Source organism: Pseudomonas wenzhouensis (assembly GCF_021029445.1).
Classification (GTDB): Bacteria; Pseudomonadota; Gammaproteobacteria; order Pseudomonadales; family Pseudomonadaceae; genus Aquipseudomonas; species Aquipseudomonas wenzhouensis.
On record NZ_CP072610.1, the window covers coordinates 1,528,793 to 1,549,106 of the forward strand.

The 20,314-nt window shown below is 63.4% G+C and carries 20 protein-coding genes and 1 pseudogene; 14 read left to right on the plus strand and 7 right to left on the minus strand.

Translation table 11 applies throughout. The annotated features are described in order from the left end of the window. Window positions 1–44: 44 nt before the first annotated feature. The 3 genes and pseudogenes from J7655_RS20955 to J7655_RS06995 form a co-directional block, all read left to right on the plus strand. A pseudogene (locus tag J7655_RS20955) lies at window positions 45–575 on the plus strand (CHASE3 domain-containing protein); the annotation flags it as partial. A gap of 99 nt (window positions 576–674) precedes the next feature. After that, the gene (locus J7655_RS20960) at window positions 675–1,676 is read left to right on the plus strand and encodes a methyl-accepting chemotaxis protein (protein ID WP_420850937.1); all 1,002 of its coding nucleotides are present in this window, start codon (window positions 675–677) and stop codon (window positions 1,674–1,676) included. Between the two features lie 49 nt (window positions 1,677–1,725). Next, window positions 1,726–2,505: an EAL domain-containing protein gene (locus J7655_RS06995; RefSeq protein ID WP_230927148.1), complete on the plus strand. Its 780-nt coding sequence runs from the start codon at window positions 1,726–1,728 to the stop codon at window positions 2,503–2,505. Between the two features lie 219 nt (window positions 2,506–2,724). Here J7655_RS06995 and J7655_RS07000 read toward each other — a convergent pair whose 3' ends face one another. Next, on the minus strand, window positions 2,725–3,402 hold the full coding sequence (locus J7655_RS07000) for a DUF4197 domain-containing protein (RefSeq protein ID WP_230927149.1): 678 nt from the start codon (window positions 3,400–3,402) through the stop codon (window positions 2,725–2,727). Window positions 3,403–3,519: 117 nt separating this feature from the next. On the opposite strand from J7655_RS07000, the gene J7655_RS07005 reads away from it, so the two are divergent. Further along, window positions 3,520–3,921 (plus strand): hypothetical protein, encoded by a 402-nt coding sequence (locus J7655_RS07005; protein ID WP_230927150.1) that lies wholly within the window; start codon window positions 3,520–3,522, stop codon window positions 3,919–3,921. Window positions 3,922–3,924: 3 nt separating this feature from the next. On the opposite strand, the gene J7655_RS07010 is transcribed toward J7655_RS07005, so the two are convergent. From J7655_RS07010 to J7655_RS07030, 5 genes are all read right to left on the minus strand, one after another. Further along, window positions 3,925–4,623 (minus strand): SDR family oxidoreductase, encoded by a 699-nt coding sequence (locus J7655_RS07010; RefSeq protein WP_230927151.1) that lies wholly within the window; start codon window positions 4,621–4,623, stop codon window positions 3,925–3,927. Then, complete coding sequence (locus J7655_RS07015) at window positions 4,620–5,153, minus strand: DUF3833 domain-containing protein (RefSeq protein WP_230927152.1); 534 nt, start codon at window positions 5,151–5,153, stop codon at window positions 4,620–4,622. The genes J7655_RS07010 and J7655_RS07015 overlap by 4 nt, the downstream gene beginning before the upstream one ends. Window positions 5,154–5,161: 8 nt before the next feature. Further along, window positions 5,162–5,707 (minus strand): chalcone isomerase family protein, encoded by a 546-nt coding sequence (locus tag J7655_RS07020; protein ID WP_230927153.1) that lies wholly within the window; start codon window positions 5,705–5,707, stop codon window positions 5,162–5,164. A gap of 129 nt (window positions 5,708–5,836) precedes the next feature. Continuing rightward, a complete protein-coding gene (locus J7655_RS07025) occupies window positions 5,837–7,615 on the minus strand; it encodes an acyl-CoA dehydrogenase C-terminal domain-containing protein (RefSeq protein WP_230927154.1) in 1,779 nt (592 codons plus the stop codon). Between the two features lie 254 nt (window positions 7,616–7,869). Then, window positions 7,870–8,733 carry an MBL fold metallo-hydrolase gene (locus tag J7655_RS07030; RefSeq protein ID WP_230927155.1) on the minus strand — a complete coding sequence of 288 codons (864 nt, stop codon included), beginning with the start codon at window positions 8,731–8,733 and terminating at the stop codon, window positions 7,870–7,872. Window positions 8,734–8,835: 102 nt separating this feature from the next. Between J7655_RS07030 and J7655_RS07035 the strand changes: the two genes are divergently transcribed. The 3 genes from J7655_RS07035 (at window position 8,836) to J7655_RS07045 (ending at window position 12,039) form a co-directional block, all read left to right on the plus strand. Continuing rightward, a complete protein-coding gene (locus J7655_RS07035) occupies window positions 8,836–9,735 on the plus strand; it encodes a LysR family transcriptional regulator (protein ID WP_230927156.1) in 900 nt (299 codons plus the stop codon). A 67-nt stretch (window positions 9,736–9,802) separates the two neighbouring features. Then, window positions 9,803–11,164 carry a putative bifunctional diguanylate cyclase/phosphodiesterase gene (locus J7655_RS07040; RefSeq protein ID WP_230927157.1) on the plus strand — a complete coding sequence of 454 codons (1,362 nt, stop codon included), beginning with the start codon at window positions 9,803–9,805 and terminating at the stop codon, window positions 11,162–11,164. 218 nt (window positions 11,165–11,382) lie between these two features. Next, window positions 11,383–12,039 carry a TIGR04211 family SH3 domain-containing protein gene (locus J7655_RS07045; RefSeq protein ID WP_230927158.1) on the plus strand — a complete coding sequence of 219 codons (657 nt, stop codon included), beginning with the start codon at window positions 11,383–11,385 and terminating at the stop codon, window positions 12,037–12,039. A gap of 1 nt (window position 12,040) precedes the next feature. Here J7655_RS07045 and ubiM read toward each other — a convergent pair whose 3' ends face one another. Next, a complete protein-coding gene (ubiM, locus tag J7655_RS07050) occupies window positions 12,041–13,216 on the minus strand; it encodes a 5-demethoxyubiquinol-8 5-hydroxylase UbiM (RefSeq protein ID WP_230927159.1) in 1,176 nt (391 codons plus the stop codon). A 107-nt stretch (window positions 13,217–13,323) separates the two neighbouring features. On the opposite strand from ubiM, the gene J7655_RS20780 reads away from it, so the two are divergent. From J7655_RS20780 to J7655_RS07080, 7 genes are all read left to right on the plus strand, one after another. Further along, window positions 13,324–13,449: a hypothetical protein gene (locus J7655_RS20780; RefSeq protein WP_267914156.1), complete on the plus strand. Its 126-nt coding sequence runs from the start codon at window positions 13,324–13,326 to the stop codon at window positions 13,447–13,449. Between the two features lie 96 nt (window positions 13,450–13,545). Beyond that, window positions 13,546–14,532, plus strand: a complete 987-nt coding sequence (locus J7655_RS07055; RefSeq protein WP_230927160.1) for a glucokinase — start codon at window positions 13,546–13,548, stop codon at window positions 14,530–14,532. 45 nt (window positions 14,533–14,577) lie between these two features. Beyond that, window positions 14,578–15,312 (plus strand): response regulator, encoded by a 735-nt coding sequence (locus tag J7655_RS07060; RefSeq protein ID WP_230927161.1) that lies wholly within the window; start codon window positions 14,578–14,580, stop codon window positions 15,310–15,312. Beyond that, window positions 15,302–16,744 (plus strand): ATP-binding protein, encoded by a 1,443-nt coding sequence (locus tag J7655_RS07065; RefSeq protein WP_275948857.1) that lies wholly within the window; start codon window positions 15,302–15,304, stop codon window positions 16,742–16,744. Before J7655_RS07060 ends, J7655_RS07065 begins: the two co-directional genes overlap by 11 nt. 199 nt (window positions 16,745–16,943) lie before the next feature. Next, on the plus strand, window positions 16,944–18,197 hold the full coding sequence (locus J7655_RS07070) for an ABC transporter substrate-binding protein (protein ID WP_147811747.1): 1,254 nt from the start codon (window positions 16,944–16,946) through the stop codon (window positions 18,195–18,197). Window positions 18,198–18,487: 290 nt separating this feature from the next. Then, window positions 18,488–19,396 carry a carbohydrate ABC transporter permease gene (locus J7655_RS07075; protein WP_230927162.1) on the plus strand — a complete coding sequence of 303 codons (909 nt, stop codon included), beginning with the start codon at window positions 18,488–18,490 and terminating at the stop codon, window positions 19,394–19,396. Continuing rightward, on the plus strand, window positions 19,389–20,294 hold the full coding sequence (locus tag J7655_RS07080) for a carbohydrate ABC transporter permease (RefSeq protein WP_230927163.1): 906 nt from the start codon (window positions 19,389–19,391) through the stop codon (window positions 20,292–20,294). Before J7655_RS07075 ends, J7655_RS07080 begins: the two co-directional genes overlap by 8 nt. The last annotated feature ends 20 nt before the right edge of the window (window positions 20,295–20,314 follow it).

Below are 20,314 nucleotides of genomic sequence, written 5' to 3' on the forward strand. Positions count from 1 at the left end.
CGCCCCTCTGTCCGTTCATTTCTGACGAATCAGAGGTTTTCCCCATGCTTGCCAATCTCAGTATTTCGCAAAAGTTGTATGCGGGGTTCGCTGTCATTCTGCTGATCATTCTGGTGCTGGTGCTCTCCACCTGGCGCGGCTTCGATCAGGTCGACAGTTCGGTGCGCCTGAACATCCACACCTATGAAGTGATCAACGAATCATCCGAGTTACTGGGCAGTCTGCTGAATATCGAAACCGGGGCGCGGGGGTTCGTCATCACCGGGCGCGACCAGTTTCTCGGCCCTTTCGAGGCTGGCGAGCGCGAATTTCAGTCGATACTGGCACAGCTGCGTTAGCTCACCCGCGACAATCCCGTGCAGCAGCGCCGTCTTGCCGAAATACAGGCATTGCATGACCAGTGGTTGAGCGAGGACATCAATGGCTACATGGCGCTGCGCCGTCAGGTCAGTGCCGGTACACAGCCTTTCGATGCCGTGATCGAGCGCATTTCGGCAGGCGGCGCCAAGGTCAAGATGGATGCCATGCGCCGTATCCTCAACGATCTCCTGAACGAAGAGCGGGCGTTGCTGGAGCAGCGCACGGCCTCCATGAACGCAGCCAAATCCTTGTCACTGACGATCCTGCTGGTGGGTGGCCTTATCGCTACGGTACTCGCCATCAGTGTGGCCTTCATGCTCTCGCGCAGTATCGCCGGGCGTTTGCAACAGGTGGTCGAAGTGGCGCGCAATGTTGCCCAGGGGCGTCTCGATTCGACCATCGAACGGGCCGGTGGTGACGAGATCGGCACGCTGCTCGATGCCTTCGCCACCATGCAGGAGCGGCTGCGCGAGATGATCGGGCAGATCCGCGCTGGAGCCGTGCAGTTGGTCGGCGCTGCGCAGAACATCTCCAGTGCCTCGACCCAGTTGTCGGTGTCCACCCAGGAGCAGTCGCAGGCCGCATCAAGCATGGCGGCGACGGTTGAGCAACTGACCGTGATCATCAATCACGTGGCCGATAACGCCAATGAAGCGCACGGCCTGTCCAGCGATTCAGGCCGGCAATCAGCGGAAGGCGGTTCCGTGATTCAGGAAACCCTGGTCAGCATGCAGCGCATCGCCGATACCGTGCAGGGCGCCGCGGTGCAGATCGCCGAACTGGGCCAGCACTCGGACCAGATTTCCTCGATCGTCAACGTGATCAAGGAAATCGCTGACCAGACCAACCTGCTGGCGCTCAATGCCGCCATCGAGGCGGCGCGCGCCGGCGAGCAGGGCCGTGGTTTCGCGGTGGTGGCCGACGAGGTACGTCTGCTGGCGCAGCGCACGGCCAACTCGACCCAGGAGATCACCGAGATGATCAAGAAAATTCAGCTGGGCACGCGCAGCGCGGTCAGCAATATGGAAATTGGCGTGCAGCAGGTCAGCAGTGGGGTGGAGCAGGCCAGCCAGGCCGGCGAGGCCATCGTTGCAATTCGTCAGGCCTCTGCCAGTGTGGTTGGCGTGGTCGATCAGATTTCCCTGGCGCTGCGCGAACAGACCGTCGCCAGCCAGGATGTCGCGCGCAATGTCGAGCGCATCGCACAGATGTCCATGGAAAACAGTGAGGCAGTAGCCGATACCTCGCGTACTGCGCAAGGTTTGCAACAATTGGCGCTGTCACTGGAAAAACAGGTGGCTTCCTTCCATTTTTGACTAGGCTGACAATAGGGTGTCACCAAGTCTTGTTCTATAAGGAAGCACGATGGGTATTGCCAGCCAGAGCATCTTTCCTCAGCCATTCCGGGCTGTGGGCTGTGCCGAGTGTCGAAATGCCGAAGCCCTGGGTTTCGACTTCACCATGGCGTTTCAGTTGATCGTCGATATCGAGGCGCAACGGCCGTTTGCCTATGAGGCTCTGGTGCGGGGCATCAATGGTGAGTCGGCGGGTGAGGTGCTGGGCCGGGTCAACGACAACAATCGCTACCGGTTCGACCAGGCCTGCCGGGTCAAGGCCATCGAGCAGGCATCCAAACTCGGTTTGCTCGATATCCCGGACTGTCTGCTAAGCATCAACTTCCTGCCCAATGCGGTGTATCGCGCCGAAACCTGTATCCGCGCCACGCTGGAGGCGGCGCATCGCTTCGATTTTCCACGTGAGCGCTTGATGTTCGAGGTGACCGAGGGCGAGCAGATTCACGATGCCGAGCACCTCAAGCGAATCTTTACCGAATACGGCAAGCAGGGTTTTACCACGGCCATCGATGATTTTGGCGCCGGTTACTCCGGGCTCAATCTGCTGGCTGAATTCCAGCCGCACGTGCTCAAGCTGGATATGGCCCTGACCCGGGGTATCGACCAGGACCCGGTACGCCAGGCCATCGTTGCCGGTATTGTCCTGGTGTCCCAGCGTCTGGGTATCCGCATCATTGCCGAGGGCATCGAAAGCGCAGGTGAGCGCGATGCGCTGAAGGAGCTTGGCATTCGCTATATGCAGGGCTTTTTCTTCGCCCGCCCGGCGCTGGACAGGCTCTGCCTGCCCTGAACGCCAACGCACCACTGTTGGGGGCCGTTAAGCGCACGTCGCGAATGTGAGCGGCGCCCTGCCGCGAATCAGGGCGGCGTGCAATGGCCGAAACCGGATAACCCACAGGCCACATCACCCCGTAGAAGCCGCGCCTGGCGGCGAATCGAGAGATCCGCGCAAGGCCAAAGGCTTCGCCCCGCGGAGGGGCTCCTACTCAGGCTGCGTCCGGGATTTTTCTCAGAGCGCCCCGAAGACCTTCTTCGCCAGGCTGGTGGCAGCACCGGCCGGATTCTGGCGGATGCCGGCTTCCTGCTTGGCGATCATCTCGAACAGGCCTTCGAGCGCCTGCTCGGTCACGTAGCTTTCCACCGTGCTGCTCTTGGCGTCGACCACGCCAAAGCTGGCTGCCTGGCCGGCGAAGGCGTTGTACTGCTGGGCCAGACCGACCTGGTCGGTGGCCTGCTTGACGATGGGCAGGAACTTGGCGCGGATCTGTTCGCGGCTGCTCTTGTTCAGGTACTGCGTGGCCGAATCCTGCGGGCCACTGAGAATCGCCTTGGCATCGGCCACGGTCATCTTTTTCACGGCGTCGACCAGCAGCGCCTGGGCTTGCGGTACCGCCGCTTCGGCGGCCTTGTTCATGCTCGCTTCGAGCTGATCGACCTGGGCGCCCATGCCCATCATCTTCATGGTCTTGGCGGCCTTGCCGAGTTTGCCAGGCAGCTCGATACGCACGTCCGGGTTGTTGCTGAAGCCACCGGGCGTGCCCAGTTGCCTGACGGCGACTTGTGCACCCTGGATCAGCGCATCCTTGAGGCCGCCACTGGCGTCCTGCTGGCTGAGGTCGGAGAGGGACAGGGCGAAGACGTTGGCCGAAAGCAGCAGGCCAGCGGCGAACGTGGTGAGGCGCAGCATGGTGTTCATCCTTGCATCGGGGGGAAATGCCCTGAGCTTAACGGAGTCTGCGCCACTGGCAAGCCGGCCGATAGCCGTGGATGGGCAGCGCGCATTGCTATGGCTATGATCAGGGCCATGAATTCGCCGCTGCTGCTCCGAAATCCTTGCCCACCAGGCGCCTGCGACTGCCAGCGTGATGAGCTGCTGGACAGGCCGGGTGCCGATACCCGCGTGCTGCTGTTGACCCGGCAGGAGGAGCAGCGCCTGCTCGAACGCCTGGAAAACCTGCAGAGCCTGGAAGACCTCGAGCGCATGCAACAGCGCATGTTCGACAACCTGGGTATTCGCCTGCACATCGAGCCGGCCCATGGCGAGGTGCGCAGCATGCGCGGCATTCACATGCGTTTCGAGGCGCACCCGGGGTTGTGCCGCAAGACCCGGCAGAGCATTCCGGCGGCAATTCGACGAGCCATGGAGAAAAAGCCGGAAATCGCCTGGCGCCTGCTGGATTCCTTCGACCTGTTCGGCGGCCTGTAGGCGCTACCAGGGCAGTGGTTGGCCGTCGTAGGCGTGGAAGCTGCCACTGTGCTCCGGCCCCAGGCTGTCGATCACCTGCAGCATGTCAGCCGCCGCCTGTTCGGCCGGACGCGCCGCATTGGCACCGCGAAAGGGTTGCGACAGCGGCGAGATCACCGTACCGGGATGCAGGCTGAGCAGCCGTGCCTTGGGCTTGCTGCGTGCCAATTCGATAGCGGCGGTCTTGATCAGCATGTTCAGCGCCGCCTTGGAGGAGCGGTAGGCATACCAGCCGCCCAGGCGGTTGTCGCCGATGCTACCGACCTTGGCCGAGAGCATGGCCATGGCGCCCTGTTTGTCGAGCAGTGGCAGGAAATGGCGCAGCACCAGCGCTGGCCCCAACGCGTTGACCTGGAATACCGCCTGCAGGGCATCGGCCTCTATGGCGGCCAGGCTTTTCTCCGGTGCTATACCATCGCGGTGCAATAGCCCGGCGGTGTGCAGGATCAACTGATATGGCCCTTCATCAGTCAGTGCAGCTGCGGCCTCGACGATGCTGGCCGGAGCCTCCAGGTCGAGTGCCGGTGAGCTGCTACGGCTGAGCTCGCGCACGCTGGCACAGTTGCGGTCAGCACGCAGTAATGTACTGAACGCCTGACCCAGGGTGCCGCTGGCGCCGATGACCAGTGCCTTGTAACCGCTACCGAGGCTGCTCAGGGTCATGGTGTGGCGGCGCCGCGACGGAAGAACAGGGTGACCTGACCCAGCTCGATGCCGAACTTGCTCATCACCGAGCGATTGATCAGGGTGTCGTCATCCATCAGGTACATCCAGTCATCGAAGTAAACGACATAAGTCGTATCGTCCACCGGCAGGTTGAGGTGGTAGCGCCAGCGCAGGGCGTTGCCCGCCACTTCGCCGATGGCTTCGCCTACCACGTCATCGGCGGTACCGATCCAGCGTCCTTCGCCGTCCGGGGTCAGCGTCCAGACTCGGCGCTGGCGGGTGCCGTCGCTGTACAGGAAGCGCTCGTCGAGTATCAGCTTCTCGCCCTCGCGGTGGGGCTGGATATCGACATGAAAACGCTTGATCACTTCACCGGAGCGATCCTGGAACATGCCCCAGGCCTGCACCGGCCCGGAGAAATAGGTGGGCAGGTCCAGCACCGGTTTCTCGTTGGCATAGCGCTCGACCGGAACCTGGCCACAACTGATCAGCAGCAGGCTGGTCAGTACAATCAAGAGGATTTTCATGCGATGCCTCAGGGGTTAAGGCCGAGCAATGCCGAGCGCAGTTTCGGGCTGCGGGTCTGCGGGTCGAGCCAGATGGAAAAGAAGGCGCTGGCGAATGCCGGATCATCGATGACGTGCTGCAGCTTGCCATCGACATAGAAGCGGCAGCCTTCGTCCGGCAGGAACACGCCGGTGATGCGCGTGCCGTCCTTGACGTCGACGAAGGCCTGGCTCATCTGCCGCGTCCACTCGACCTGCTGGGCGCTATCGAGCGGCTCGCCGTTGATCCGGCGAATCTCATCGAGGCTGGTGTCGACCAGGGTTTCCCGGGTGATGGTGCGGCGGTAGGTCAGCTCCAGGGCGAAGGGCTGGGAGAAGTCCACCTGCTGCGCCGGGCTCCACAGCTTGGCGTCGTATACGGAAAAACCGAACCAGCTGAAGTCGCCGCTGCCGACCAGCTCGGCTTGCGGCATGTGCTCGCGCCATCCGCTCGGGGTATTGGCGTATGCCGCACCAGTGGCCAGTGTCAGGGTCAGCAGCAGGACTGTACAGAGGCGTGATCTCGGGGTTGCCATGGCTCATCGCTCCGCAGTTGAGGTTGACTGCGGCCAGTGATTGGCCGCAGGTGAAGAATAAAAAAATCCGACAACCAAAAGGGGAGAAGTGGGTTGCCGGATTGCGCAGCTGGTCACGGCTGCCTGCGATCAGGCAGCGAACTCCTCATCAGTAAAGGCCATCAATGTGGTCTTGCCGGCTTTGATCTCGCTGAGCAGAGCGTCACTTTCCGGCAGGATGCGCGCCATGAAGAAGTCAGCCGACTTGACCTTGGCCGCATAGAAATGCGTTTCCGACGTGCCGGCATCCAGTTGGCGCTGAGCCAGTTGCGCCTGCCGCGACCACAGCCAGGCCAGGCTGGTCAGGCCGAACAGGCGCAGGTAGGGGGTTGCGGCGGCGGCAGCTTGTTCCGGGTCCTTGCTGCCTTCGCTGGCCAGCCAGAGGGTGGCTTGTTGCAGTTGCTTGAAGGCCTGGGTGACGGCCGCTGCATGCGGCGCCGCCGGGTTGTCCTTGAGCCAGCCTTCGACCAGGGCGAAATAGGCGCGCACGGCGCGGCCGCCCCCCAAGGCCAGTTTGCGGCCCACCAGGTCCAGCGCCTGGATGCCGTTGGTGCCTTCGTAGATACGGGTAATGCGGCTGTCGCGCACCAGTTGCTCGATACCCCAGTCTTCGGTGAAGCCCGAGCCGCCCAGCACCTGCAGACCTTCGTTGGCGCAGGTGAAGCCCTCGTCGGTAAGGAAGGCCTTGACCACCGGCGTGAGCAGTTGCACCAGATCGTCAGCACGGGTGCGGGCCTCGGCATCCTCGGCGCCGTGGGCGATGTCCTGTTGCAGACCGGCGAAGTAGGCTAGGGCGCGGCAGCCTTCGATCATCACCTTCTGCCGCAGCAACATGCGCCGTACGTCCGGGTGCACCATGATCGGATCAGCCGGCTTGTCGGCCGCCTTCGGGCCGGAGATGGAGCGACTCTGCAGGCGCTCGCGAGCGAAGCCCAGGGCGATCTGGTAGGCGCTTTCGGCCACGCCCAGGCCCTGCATGCCGACCATCAGGCGCGCCGAGTTCATCATGGTGAACATGCAGCTCAGGCCCTTGTTCGGCTCGCCGATCAGCCAGCCCTTGGCACCTTCGAAATTCATCACGCAGGTGGCCGAGCCCTTGATGCCCATCTTGTGTTCCAGGCCGCCACAAAAGGCCAGGTTGCGGCTGCCGTCCTCCAGCACCTTGGGCACGAGGAACAGGGAGATACCTTTGACGCTGTCCGGTGCGTCCGGCAGCTTGGCCAGCACCAGGTGGACGATGTTGTCGACCAGGTCGTGTTCACCGCCGGTGATCCAGATCTTGGTGCCGGTGATGGCGTAGCTGCCGTCGGCCTGCGGCACGGCGCGGGTGCGGATCAGGCCGAGATCGGTACCGCATTGCGGTTCGGTCAGGCACATGGTGCCGGTCCACTCGCCGCTGATCAGGCGCGGCAGGTATTGCGCCTGCTGTTCAGGGGTGCCGTGGCTGGTCAGTGCGTTGATGGCGCCGTGGGTCAGGCCCGGGTACATGCCCAGTGACAGGTTGGCCGAACAGGTCATTTCCTCGACCAGCATGTTCAGCACATGCGGCAACCCCTGGCCACCAAACTCGGGTGTGCAGGCCAGGGCCGTCCAGCCACCTTCGGCGAACTGCTTATAGGCGGCCTTGAAGCCATCCGGGGTGCGTACGCTGCGGCTCTGCGGGTCGTACTGGCAGCCTTGCTTGTCACCCGGACCGTTGAGCGGCGCCAGCACATTCTCGGCCAACTTGGCGGCTTCTTCGAGAATCGCACCACCAAGATCGGCACTGAACTCGCGGTGTTCGGGCAGGTTTTGCAGCAGGGTGTAGGCGTCGAGCAGTTCTTCGAACACGAAGCGCATGTCACGCAGCGGAGCACGGTAGGACGGCATGGCGGTATACCTAAAGCTGTACAAGGATTTGTCGTGTACAGTTTTTGTATAGCTGTTTGGCTTCCTTTGCAAGCCCTTTCGAGCACGTTCGTGCAATGACTGCTGCGTCACGCCTGGGTTGTGCGGGCTGTACAGGTTTTGTCGGCCCTGAAACGACAATGCCCGACAGGTCGCAGACGCTGTCGGGCATGCATATCACCGGGACGATCCTCGGGGGCGCTGATCGTGACGGGGGCGACCCCGGCGGCGCAGTGTCATGGCCACTGCATCTCGCCCTTGAGTACCTTGGCGCTCAGCTCCAGGCTGCTGTCATCCTGCAGTTCAGGAAAGCGCGCCGTCATCGCCGCAATCAACGCCTGGCTGTCCCTGGTTTGCGGCAGTTCCAGCTCCAGCGCCAGCAGGTAATCACGGGTGCAGCGCAGATCGGCCAGGTTCATCGCCGGCTCACCGAGGTAGTGGCCCGGTACCAGGGTGGCCGGCTGCAGGGCTTCGAGTTCGTCCAGCGACTTCAGCCAGCGCTGGCGGGCCTCAGCGCTCTGCGCGTCGGCGACCCACAGGTGGATGTTGGCGCTGGTCAGCACGCCGCCGACCACGGCCTTGTTGGCCGGAATCCACAGGCTGGTGTGTTGCGGGTCATGGCCGATTACCTCGATGCGCTGGCCTTCCAGCTCCAGCACATTGCCCGGCAGCGCCTTGGGCACCAGGGTGCGTGCCGGCGCGTTGTCCTTGAGAATCGGCCCCCAGTAATCGAGCTTGGGCGCGCGGGTCTTCTCGATGTAGGCGACGGTGGCCGGTGTGGCCAGCACCCTGGCTTCAGGGTAGGCACGGGTGAGTACATCGAGGCCGAAATAGAAGTCCGGGTCGCCATGGCTGATGAAAATGCTGGTCAGGCGCTTGCCGCTGGCGCGGATGCGCTCGACCAGTGCCTGCGCCTCCGTGTTGGAGAACTGCGCATCCACCAGGATGGCGTCCCTTTCACCGCTGATCAGCGTTGAGCTGACCGGAAAGACTGCCGCTTCGCGTGGGTTATAGGTATCCAGCGTCAGTGGCTGAGCGAGGGCGCTTAAGGCGCTGGCGAACAGGCCAACGCTGCTGATGAGACGGGTAAGGAGGTGCATGGCGAACTCCGCATGAATGAAAGTGTGGCGCATCTTATGCACTATCGATCAAGCGAAAAGTCCCGTAAGCTGGGCTTCTTTGTTGCGTAGAGTGAGCGAATAATGGATCGACTGACTGCTGCGCAGGTCTTCGTCGAGGTGCTCGAGCGTGGTAGCCAGACCGCCGCTGCCGAGGCCTTGGGCATGTCGCGGGCGATGGTTTCGCGTTATCTCGCCGAGCTGGAGGGTTGGGCCGGTGTGCGCTTGCTGCACCGCAGCACGCGGCGCTTGAGCCTGACGGCGGCAGGCGAGCAGATGCTGCCGCAGTGCCGCGAGATGCTGGTGTTGGCCGAGCGCATGCAGGCCATCGGTCAGGGGGCGAATGACGCGCCGCGTGGCACCCTGCGTATCACCTGCAGTCAGTCCTTCGCCCAGGCCTGGCTGGTGCATGCGCTGCAGGATTTCACCGCACGTTATCCGCAGGTAAGCATCGATTTGCTGGTGGGCAGCGAGGCGGTCAATCTGGTCGAGACACGCATCGACCTGGCACTGCGCATCACCAATCAGCTCGATCCGAATCTGATCGCCCGGCGCCTGGCGGTGTGCCGCTCGGTGGTTTGCGCCAGTCCGGATTATCTGGCGCGGCATGGCACTCCGCAGCGCCCGGAGGATCTGCCCCGGCACAACTGCTTGGCCTATGCCTACTTCGGCCGCAGTCTGTGGGAGTTCGAACACGGGGGCGAAGTCAGCGCCGTTTCGGTGTCCGGCAGCCTCAGCGCCAACGAGTCGATGGTGCTGCTGGAAGCGGCGCTGGCGGGTGCCGGCATCAGTCTGCAGCCGCGCTATTCGGTGGAGGCGTTGCTGCGCGAAGGGCGCCTGGTGCAACTGCTGGCCGATTACCGACCGCCGCAGCTGGGCATTCATGCGCTGTACGGCACGCGTCGGCAAATGTTGCCGGCAATGCGGCTGCTGCTCGATTTCCTTGCCGAACGACTGGCCAGTGAGGCGCACTGGCAGGATTAAACATTGCTAGAAACTTGCATTCGGCTGAGCAGCTTCAAGAATGAAGTGATCGGATCAGGATTTCAGCATGCCATCACTTTCGAGCTTCGGCAGACGCTTTCGCCAACTTTGGCAGGGGGCGGATCTGGCCCTGGTCGGCCAGCGCCGGGAGCGGCGCATGCGCATGCTGGCCAGTCTGGTGATGATCGCGATGGGCGTGTTGTGGGGGGTATTCTTCAGCACTCGTGGTTACTGGGCCATCGTCATCATGGATGTGGCGATCATCTTCAGTGGTCTTGCGGTCTTCGTCCTGACCCTGCGCGACAGGGCACGCAGTGCCAACCTGATTCTGTTCAGCGCGCTGATTGTCGTTGTCGTCGCCTCGACCCTGCTGCTCGATCCATCGACGCGCGTGGCGCCGCGTGCCACGCATCTGTATCTGCTGCCGATGGCTGTCGGTGCCCTGATGGCCTTTCGTGACGATCCACTGTGGCTGCGTTATGGCGTCTCGCTGTTCTGTTTGCTGCTGTTCGTCGCCCTGGCGGCATCCAACTGGCGACCCACCGACCTCTACGCACTGCCCGACGATGTGCGGCGTGTCGGCTCCTGGCTGCAGGCAGGCGTGGCCATGCTGCTGTTCTTCTTGCTCCTGCACATTCTGCAGACCGATACCGCCGAGCGCTCCGAACTGGATCGCGACCTGCGCGCGGCCATCCGCGAGGGGCAGTTCGTGCTGCACTACCAGCCGCAACTCAACGATGCAGGGCGAGTGGTGGGAGCCGAGGTGCTGATTCGCTGGCAGCACCCGCAGCGTGGGCTGCTGGCGCCAGGCGAGTTCATTGACCATGCCGAGAACACCGGGCTGATCATTGCCATTGGTCAATGGGTGCTGGAGCAGACAGCCGCGCGGTTGCGCCAGTGGCAGGGTGATCCGCTCCTCGGCCAGCTGGGGCTGGCGGTGAACATCAGTCAGCGGCAGTTTTCACAAGGCAGTTTCGTCGCCGAGATTCTTGGGCTGATCGCGCGCCACGGCATCGATGCGCGGCGGCTGGAGCTGGAGCTGACCGAGACGCTGATCGTGCGCGATATGGAAGACCTGACGCGCAAGATGAGTGCCCTGGTCGAGCAGGGTGTGCGTTTCTCGCTGGATGACTTCGGCACAGGCTTTTCTTCCCTCAGTCACCTCAAGCGCCTGCCATTGAGCAAGTTGAAGATCGACCGCTCGTTCATCTGTGACGTACTCAGCGATGCCAACAGTGAAACCATCGTGCGTACGGTCATCGCTCTGGGTCAGAGCATGGGCATGACGGTGATCGCCGAAGGCGTGGAAACCGAGGCGCAACGGCGCTTTCTGGCGAACAACGGCTGCAGCCAGTTTCAGGGTTACCTGCTCGGTCGGCCGATGCCGGTGACGGATTTCTGCGCCTTCGTGCAGCGCCACAACGGCTGAATCGATCCTCCGTCCATCCAGCGCCATTGCTTCGAGTGAACTCCGGACAATGGCGCAATGTCTGTCTGCTGTCGGCCCGTACCGACAGGAATAGATGGCTATTGGCCGCTACAGTGGCGCCTTCGTCGCTGAACCTGTCTGGATCATGCTCGTGCATGGGGCCGTCATCGTTCATCCCGTTCGCCGGGTTCGTCTGACTGCCATGTGAAGATCGCCCCATGTTCTTATCTCCTTACGCTCCACTTCAATCCCGCTTTCTCGGCGCCTGCCTGCTGCTCGGTGGCCTGCTCGGCGGCGCACAACCGACCCTTGCTGTAGAGGCTGCCAGCAACCAGCGCTGGGTCAGTGACAGCCTCAATACCTACGTGCGCAGCGGCCCTACCGATGGATACCGGATTGTCGGCACTCTGGTGTCCGGGGAAAAAGTCGAGCTGTTGCGCACCCAGGGCGACTACAGCCAGGTACGCAGCGCCAGCGGCAGTACGGTATGGATTCCCAGTCGCGACCTGCAATCGGTACCCGGCCAGGCCGAGCGACTGCCGCAACTGGAGCAGAAGGTCGCCGACCTCACGGCTGAACTCAAAGGCATCGACGATGCCTGGAAGGCGCGTGTGCAAGGCATGCAGGAAACCCTCGAAACCCGCAAGAAGCTTATCGATGAACTGCAGGCCGCGCGTGGCGCGCTGGATGCCGAACTGACCACGACCCGCTCGCAGCTGCGCGATGCCCAGGCGCAACTGGGTGAAGAACAGCAGCAGGTGCTGATGCGCTACATGGCCTATGGCGGCAGCATCGCCGGTGCCGGGTTGCTGCTTGGGTTGATTCTGCCGACCATGCTGCGGGTCAAGCGCAAGCGTAACGATCAGTGGGTGTGATTCATCCGGTGCGTGCCGTCAGATGCCGGGCAATGCCTTTCTTCAGCGGCAGCAGACCCTGTGCCACGCGCAGACCGGCGCCGCGTAGCAGGCGGGCGGGCAGGCGGTCGTTGGTGTACAGCTCCACCAGCAGGTTGGTGGACTGATACAGCGGCCAGGTGGCTAGGCGCAACTGGCGCTCGTAGCGCGCCAATGGCGCAGGCGCACCGATGTCCTGGCGTTTGCCATGAGCGGTGAGTAGCGCATCGCTGAGCAATTGCACGCCGATCAGGCCGAAGTTGAAGCCGTGTGCGGTGACCGGGTGCATGCCCACGGCGGCATCGCCGAGCAGGGCGCAGCGGTTGCCGACCATGCGTCGTGCGTAGGCGCCCACCAGCGGATAGGCGTGGCGGCTGCTGACCAGTTGCATGGCGCCCAGGCGGCGGTCGAAGCGCTTTTCCATTTCGCGGGTGAAGATCGCTTCGTCGAGTTTCTGCAGGCGTTCTATTTCGCGCGGCGGCAGGGTCAGCACCATCGACGATTGCCTACCATTGAGCGGTAGCAGGGCCAGCGTCTGGCCATAGCCGAACCATTCCCAGGCTATCTGTTGATGATCCTGTTCGTGCTGCATGCGGCACACCAGCATGGTCTTGCCGAAGTCCTTGAGTTGCGCGCCGATGCCGAGCTGGCGGCGCGTCTCCGAGAAGCGGCTGTCGGCAGCGACCAGCAGGCGTGGTTGCAGCACCTGACCGTCCTGCAGCACCAGTTTCACCTCGTTCTGGCGTTGCTCGATGGCGCGCACGCTGGTTTCGCACAGCAATTGCACATCGGCGCAGTCGCTGACCGCCTGATAGGCGGCGCGGCGAATGGCCTGGTTGGCCACCAGATGGCCGAGGCGCTCGGCACCGGCCTGTTCGGCGCGAATCTTCAGGGCGAACAGCGAGGGGCCGTTGAACACCTGGGCGTCGCGCAGCACGGCGATGTCTTCGTCGGGCAGGCGTGCCCACAGGCCGAGGCGTTCGAGCAGCGCCTGCGAGCCATGGGTAAGCGCGATCTCACGGCCGTCGAAGGCCGGTTCGGCCAGCGCCTGCTCGGCCTGGCGTTCCAGTACGATGATGGACAGACCATGCCCTGACAGGGCGCGGGCCAGGCAAAGACCGGCCGGGCCGGCGCCAACGATGACGATATCGGGTGACATGCTGCAGCTCTCCAAGCGGATGGCCAGTAGGGCGGGTGCAACCCGCCATGCGCCGATGCAAAATGCCAGTCTAGGTCGCAGCAAAGACGCAGATATTGTCCGGGGTCATGCCTGAAGCTGAATGCGAGGGGCTGGATGATGGCGGCGGTGGGGTACAAAATATTGTTGTTATTACAACTTTGGCTGGCTTGATAGGCGTTATTTTCGGGTTTATTGTGGTGCGCGTTGTCTGAACTACAAAAATAATTCGGGTTTGGAGTCGATGCCATGCATCCTCACTTTTCTGCAGTTGCCGATCAGCGAACGGCCTTCGCTCAGGAGACATTCTCGTGAAACTGGCTCTGGTCGGCGATATCGGTGGTACCAACGCACGCTTTGCCCTGTGGCGTGACGAGCAACTGGAGGCGGTGCAGGTTCTGCCGACCGCCGATTTCGCAGGGCCGGAACAGGCCATCGTCGCCTATCTGCACGCCCAGGGGCTGCCGCTGGGGGCTATCGGCTCGGTGTGCCTGGCCTGCGCCGGACCGGTCAGCGGCAACCTGTTCCGCTTCACCAACAATCACTGGCGTATCGACCGTACGGCGTTCTGCGAGGCGTTGCAGATCGACCGCTTGCTGATGATCAACGACTTCTCCGCCATGGCCCTGGGTATGACCCGCATCGCCGAGCATGAGCGTGTGCAGGTGTGCCCGGGCGAGCCGCAGGCAGACCGTCCGGCCTTGGTGATCGGCGCCGGCACCGGTCTGGGCGTCGGGACGCTGCTGGAGCAGGCCGATGGCCGCTGGCTGGTGCTGCCGGGCGAGGGTGGTCACGTTGATCTACCCATCGGCAGCCCGCGTGAGGCCGAACTCTGGCAAATTCTTTATCGGCAACTGGGCCACGTGCGCGCCGAAGACGTGCTCAGTGGCAATGGCCTGCTGGTGCTGTATCGGGCCATCTGTGAGCTGGACGGTCAGCCCTTGCAGCACGCGACGCCAGCGGCCATCACTAGCGCAGGCCTGGCGGGCGAGCCCGTCGCCGCTGCGGTGCTGGAGCAGTTCAGTTGCTGGCTCGGCCGCGCTGCTGGCAACAACGTGCTGACCCTGGGCGCGCGCGGTGGGGTGTATATCGTCGGCGGCGTGGTGCCGCGTTTCGCCGAGCGTTTTCTTGCCAGCGGTTTTGCCAAGAGTTTCCGCGACAAGGGTTGCATGAGCCATTACCTTGACGGCATTCCGGTGTGGCTGGTGACGGCCGAGTACCCCGGCCTGATCGGCGCCGGCGTGGCTTTGCAACAGGCGTCGGAGCGTAGCCCGGATGCAATCCGGGACAACCCTTGATAGACCCCCGGATTTACACAGCCATAACAACAAAGGTGGCGGACCATGAGCCAGCCCGGCAAATCGATTCTGCTGGTCGATGACGACCAGGAAATTCGCGAACTGCTCGATACCTACCTGAGCCGCGTCGGCTTTCAGGTGCGCGCCGTGGCCGACGGCGCCGCCTTCCGCCAGAGCTTGTGTGCGGAGTCGGCCGACCTGGTCATCCTCGACGTGATGCTGCCCGACGAGGACGGTTTCAGCCTGTGTCGCTGGGTGCGTGAACACCAACGCTTCGCCCAGGTGCCGGTGATCATGCTCACCGCCAGCTCCGACGAAGCCGACCGCGTGATCGGCCTGGAGCTGGGCGCCGATGACTACCTCGGCAAGCCGTTCAGCCCGCGCGAATTGCTGGCGCGAATCAAGGCCTTGCTGCGCCGCGCGCAATTCACTCAGGAGCGCAGCGGCGAGGTGCTGGCCTTCGATGACTGGCGCCTGGATATGGTCAGCCACCGCCTGTTCCACCGCGACGGCGAGGAGGTGATTCTGTCCGGCGCCGACTTCGCCCTGCTCAAATTATTTCTCGACCACCCGCAGCAGATTCTCGACCGCGACACCATCGGTAATGCCACCCGTGGCCGCGAGGTGATGCCGCTGGAGCGCATCGTCGACATGGCTGTCAGCCGCCTGCGTCAGCGCCTGCGTGACACCGACAAGCCGCCACGGCTGATCCGCACCGTGCGTGGCAGCGGCTACCAACTGGCGACCACGGTCAGCCTGCAGGCCGGCGATGGGCGTTAATCCGCGGCGCTGGCTGCCGCGCTCGCTGCTCGGGCGCATGCTGCTGCTCACCCTGCTGGCGATTCTCGCGGCGCAAACGCTGTCCAGCGCCATCTGGCTGTCGCAACTGCGTGCCACCCAGCTCGAAGGCCTGGTCACCACCGCGCGCAGCCTGGCGCATTCGATGTCGGCCAGCGTGCGTTACTTCCGTTCGCTGCCGGTGAATTATCGGCCGCTGGTGCTCGACCAGTTGCGCAGCATGGGCGGCACGCGCTTCGTGGTCAGCCTCAACGACCGGCCGCTGCAGATGAAGGTGCTGCCGACCACACCGCGCAAGCAGGCGGTGACCGAATCGGTGACTGAAGTGCTGCGCCAGGCGCTGGGCAATGCCGCCGACATTTCGGTGACCTTCGTCAGCCCGGATGATCTGCGCATCTTCAACGGCGGCCTGAAACTCGACGAACTGCCGCGTTCCTGGGCGCATTACGCGCTGACCCTGGAGCCGGTCAATCCTCCGGTGCTGGTGACGCAGATCCAACTGGCACCAGGGGAGTGGCTGTACATCGCCTCGTTGCTGCCTGAGCCCTACACCAGCCTGGAGGAACCCATACTGCCGACCCAGCAGCTGTGGTTCATTCTCCTGACCACGGCCTTCCTGCTGCTGTTCATCGGCTTGCTGGTGCACCTGCAGAGTCGCCCGCTCAAGCGCCTGGCACGCACCGCGCGGCACCTGTCGCTGGGCGCCGAGGTGGAGCCGGTGGCCGAGGGCGGCGGTCGCGAGGTGGTAGAGGTGGCCCGCGCGTTCAACGCCATGCGCGAACGCATCAGCCGCTACCTGACCGAGCGCAGCCAGTTGTTCAGCGCCATTTCCCATGACCTGCGCACACCCATCACGCGCTTGCGCCTGCGTGTCGAACTGCTCGACGACGAAAGCCTGCAAAGTAAGTTCGGCCGCGACTTGGACGATCTGGAGCTGCTGGTCAAAGGCGCGCTGCAATGCGTGAAGGACACCGACATCCACGAGAACATCGAGCCGGTGGACCTCAACCACCTGCTGCATGGGTTGACCGAACCCTACCTCGGCTCGGGCCGGGTGACCCTCGATGGCGCAGCGCGTGATCTGTATCCCGGCAAGCCGCTGGCGCTGCGCCGCTGTATCGGCAACCTGCTGGACAACGCCCTGAAGTACGGCGAGCGCGCGCACCTGCACATCGAGGATGACGCCGAGGCGTTCGTCCTGCATGTCGATGACGAGGGGCCGGGCGTGCCCGAGCAGAAGCTTGAGCAGGTGTTCGAACCGCATTTCCGTCTGGCCAGCCAGCAACAGGGCTACGGCATGGGGCTCGGTATTGCGCGCAACCTGGCACATAGCCATGGCGGCGAGCTGAGCCTGCGCAACCTGCGCGATGGAGGGCTGCGCGTCACCCTCTGGTTGCCGCGCCAGAGCCGTTGAGCGCAGCCGTGAGCCGCGCCGCACAACTGCAGCGCGCGCGCCGCTGCGCTGCATGTCACCGGCTCGCGGCGCTTTGTAACGACCTGGTGACTATCCAATACCCTTTGTTACCCCAAGGGCTCTGTGGGCTGGGTAGACTCGTTCGTAATGCAAGCACCACGACTTGCTCGCGAATAACAACAACAAGGTGTCTTATCCCATGAAAGCGATCTCTCGCTTGTCCCGTGCCATCTCCCTCGCTGTTCTGCTGCCCCTGTCTGCCACTGCCGGTGAAGTCGAAGTGCTGCACTGGTGGACCTCCGGTGGCGAAAAGCGCGCCGCCGATACCCTGCAGAAACTGGTCGAAGCCCAGGGCCACAAATGGAAGGATTTCGCCGTGGCCGGTGGTGGTGGTGAAGCGGCCATGACCGTGCTGAAGACCCGCGCCGTATCCGGCAACCCGCCCGCCGCGGCGCAGATCAAGGGCCCGGATATCCAGGAGTGGGGCGAGCTGGGCCTGCTTGCTGACCTCAACGATGTCGCTGCCGAGCAGAAGTGGGACGAGCTGCTGCCACCGCAGGTGATCGAGGTGATGAAGTACCAGGGCGACTACGTGGCGGTGCCGGTCAACGTGCATCGGGTCAACTGGTTGTGGATCAACCCGCAAGTGTTCGAAAAGGCTGGCGCCACGCCGCCGACCACCCTCGACGAATTTTTCGCTGCTGCCGACAAGCTCAAGGCCGCTGGCTTCATCGCCATCGCCCATGGCGGGCAGCCCTGGCAGGACGGCACCGTGTTCGAGGATCTGGCTTTCAGCATTCTTGGCCCCGAGGGCTTTCGCAAGGCCTTCGTCGAGCAGGACCGCGCCACCCTGACCGGCGACAAGATGGTCGAAGTCTTCGCTGCTCTGCAGAAGCTGCGTGGCTACATCGATGCCGATGCCGCAGGGCGCGACTGGAACAGCGCCACTGGCCTGGTGATCGACGGCAAGGCCGGCATGCAGATCATGGGTGACTGGGCCAAGAGCGAGTGGACCGCCGCCGGCAAGGTCGCTGGCAAGGACTACGAATGCCTGGCCTTCCCTGGCACCCAGGGCAGCTTCGCCTTCAATATCGACTCGCTGGCGATGTTCAAGCTGAACAACGCCGACAACCGCAAGGCCCAGGAAGACCTGGCGCGTACGGTGATGGGCAACGAGTTCCAGGAATTCTTCAACCAGAACAAGGGCTCGATCCCGGTGCGCATGGACCAGGACATGAGCAGCTTCGACGCCTGCGCGCAGAAGTCCATGGCCGACTTCAAGGAGGCCGCCGCCGATGGCGGTCTGCAGCCGAGCCTGGCCCACGGCATGGCCGCCTCCAGCTACGTGCAGGGCGCGGTATTCGATGTGGTGACCAACTTCTTCAACGACCCCAAGGCCGACCCGAAGCGCGCCGCCCAGCAACTGGCGGCGGCGATCCAGGCGGTGCAGTGAGTGACGGGGCCGCGTAGCCGGCCCTTGCCGTAGGGCGGGTGTAACCCGCCTGTTTCAAGCCTTCTATCCCTGGCGCATGCCCACAGGCACGCGTCACGGGATCGGCCGTGCCGAGATTCAGGTGTCGGGGCAGGGCAGCTCGCAGTCGGTAGGGCGGACTCAGGAGCGCAGCAAACAGTCCGCCGGCTATGCGCGCTGTCTGTAATCGCCGGCGTACTGCTTCGCGAGTACGCCCTACGGGTTCGCTACGGATGTTTTACGCATCAACGCAGCACGCAACGGAGTCAACCATGAGTTCAAACGCAGTCATCACCAAAGCCTCACCGCTGGACGTCCTGCAGCGCTGGCTGCCCAAGCTGGTGCTGGCGCCGAGCATGGTCATCGTGCTGGTGGGCTTCTACGGCTACATCGGCTGGACCTTCCTGCTGTCGTTCACCAACTCGCGCTTCATGCCCAGCTACAACTTCGTCGGGCTGCAGCAGTACGCGCGGCTGTGGGACAACGATCGCTGGTGGGTGGCGAGCCAGAACCTGCTGGTCTTCGGCGGCCTGTTCATCGCCATCAGCCTGATCATTGGCGTGTTCCTGGCGGTGCTGCTGGATCAGCGCATCCGCCGCGAAGGCTTTATCCGCACCATCTTTCTCTACCCCATGGCACTGTCGATGATCGTCACCGGCACCGCCTGGAAGTGGCTGCTCAACCCCGGCCTGGGCCTGGACAAGCTGCTGCGTGACTGGGGCTGGGAGGGCTTTCGCTTCGATTGGCTGGTGGACCCGGATCGCGTCGTCTACTGCCTGGTGATGGCCGCGGTGTGGCAGTCCTCGGGGTTCGTCATGGCGCTGTTTCTCGCCGGACTGCGCAGCGTCGATCAATCGATCATCCGCGCCGCCCAGGTCGACGGCGCCAGCCTGCCGAGCGTCTACCTGCGCATCGTCCTGCCGAGCCTGGGCCCGGTGTTCTTCAGCGCGCTGATGATCCTCGCCCATATCGCCATCAAGAGCTTCGACCTGGTCGCCTCGATGACCGCTGGCGGCCCCGGCTACGCCTCCGACCTGCCGGCGATGTTCATGTACGCCCACACCTTCACCCGCGGCCAGATGGGCCTCGGCGCCGCCAGCGCGATGCTGATGCTCGGCGCGGTGCTGGCGATTTTGGTGCCGTATCTGTATTCCGAATTGCGAGGCAAACGCCATGAATGATGTGAGCGTCGCGCAGCGACGATCTTCTGATGTCCTTCTCCCCCCGGGAGAAGGTGGCGCGAAGCGCCGGATAAGGGCATTCAGCTTCAGCCGTATAGCCATCCACACCACTCTGATCCTGGCCTGCGCGGTATACCTGGTGCCGCTGCTGGTGATGCTGCTGACCAGCTTCAAGACCCCCGACGACATCCGCAGCGGCAACCTGCTGTCGATCCCGGACGTGTTCACCGTCATCGGCTGGGTCAAGGCCTGGGACGGTGTCGGCGGCTACTTCTGGAACTCGGTAAAGATCACCATCCCGGCGGTGCTGATCTCCACGCTGCTCGGCGCGCTGAACGGCTACGTGCTGGCCATGTGGCGCTTTCGCGGTTCGCAGCTGTTCTTCGGCCTGCTGCTGTTCGGCTGCTTCCTGCCGTTCCAGGTGATCCTGTTGCCGGCGTCCTTCACCCTCGGCCAGCTCGGCCTGGCCAATACCACCGAGGGCCTGGTGCTGGTGCACGTGGTCTACGGCCTGGCTTTCACCACGCTGTTCTTCCGCAACTTCTACGTGAGCATTCCCGAGGCGCTGGTGCGCGCCGCGCGTCTGGATGGCGCAGGGTTCTTCACCATCTTCGGACGCATCCTGCTGCCGATGTCGGTGCCGATCATCATGGTCTGCCTGATCTGGCAGTTCACCCAGATCTGGAACGACTTCCTCTTCGGCGTGGTGTTCGCCAGCGGCGACACCCAGCCGATCACCGTGGCGCTGAACAACCTGGTCAATACCAGCACCGGAGCCAAGGAATACAACGTCGACATGGCCGCCGCGATGATCGCCGGGCTGCCCACGCTGCTGGTCTACATCCTGGCCGGCAAATACTTCCTGCGCGGTCTCACTGCCGGCTCGGTGAAAGGCTGATGCCTTCAAGATTGGAGAAA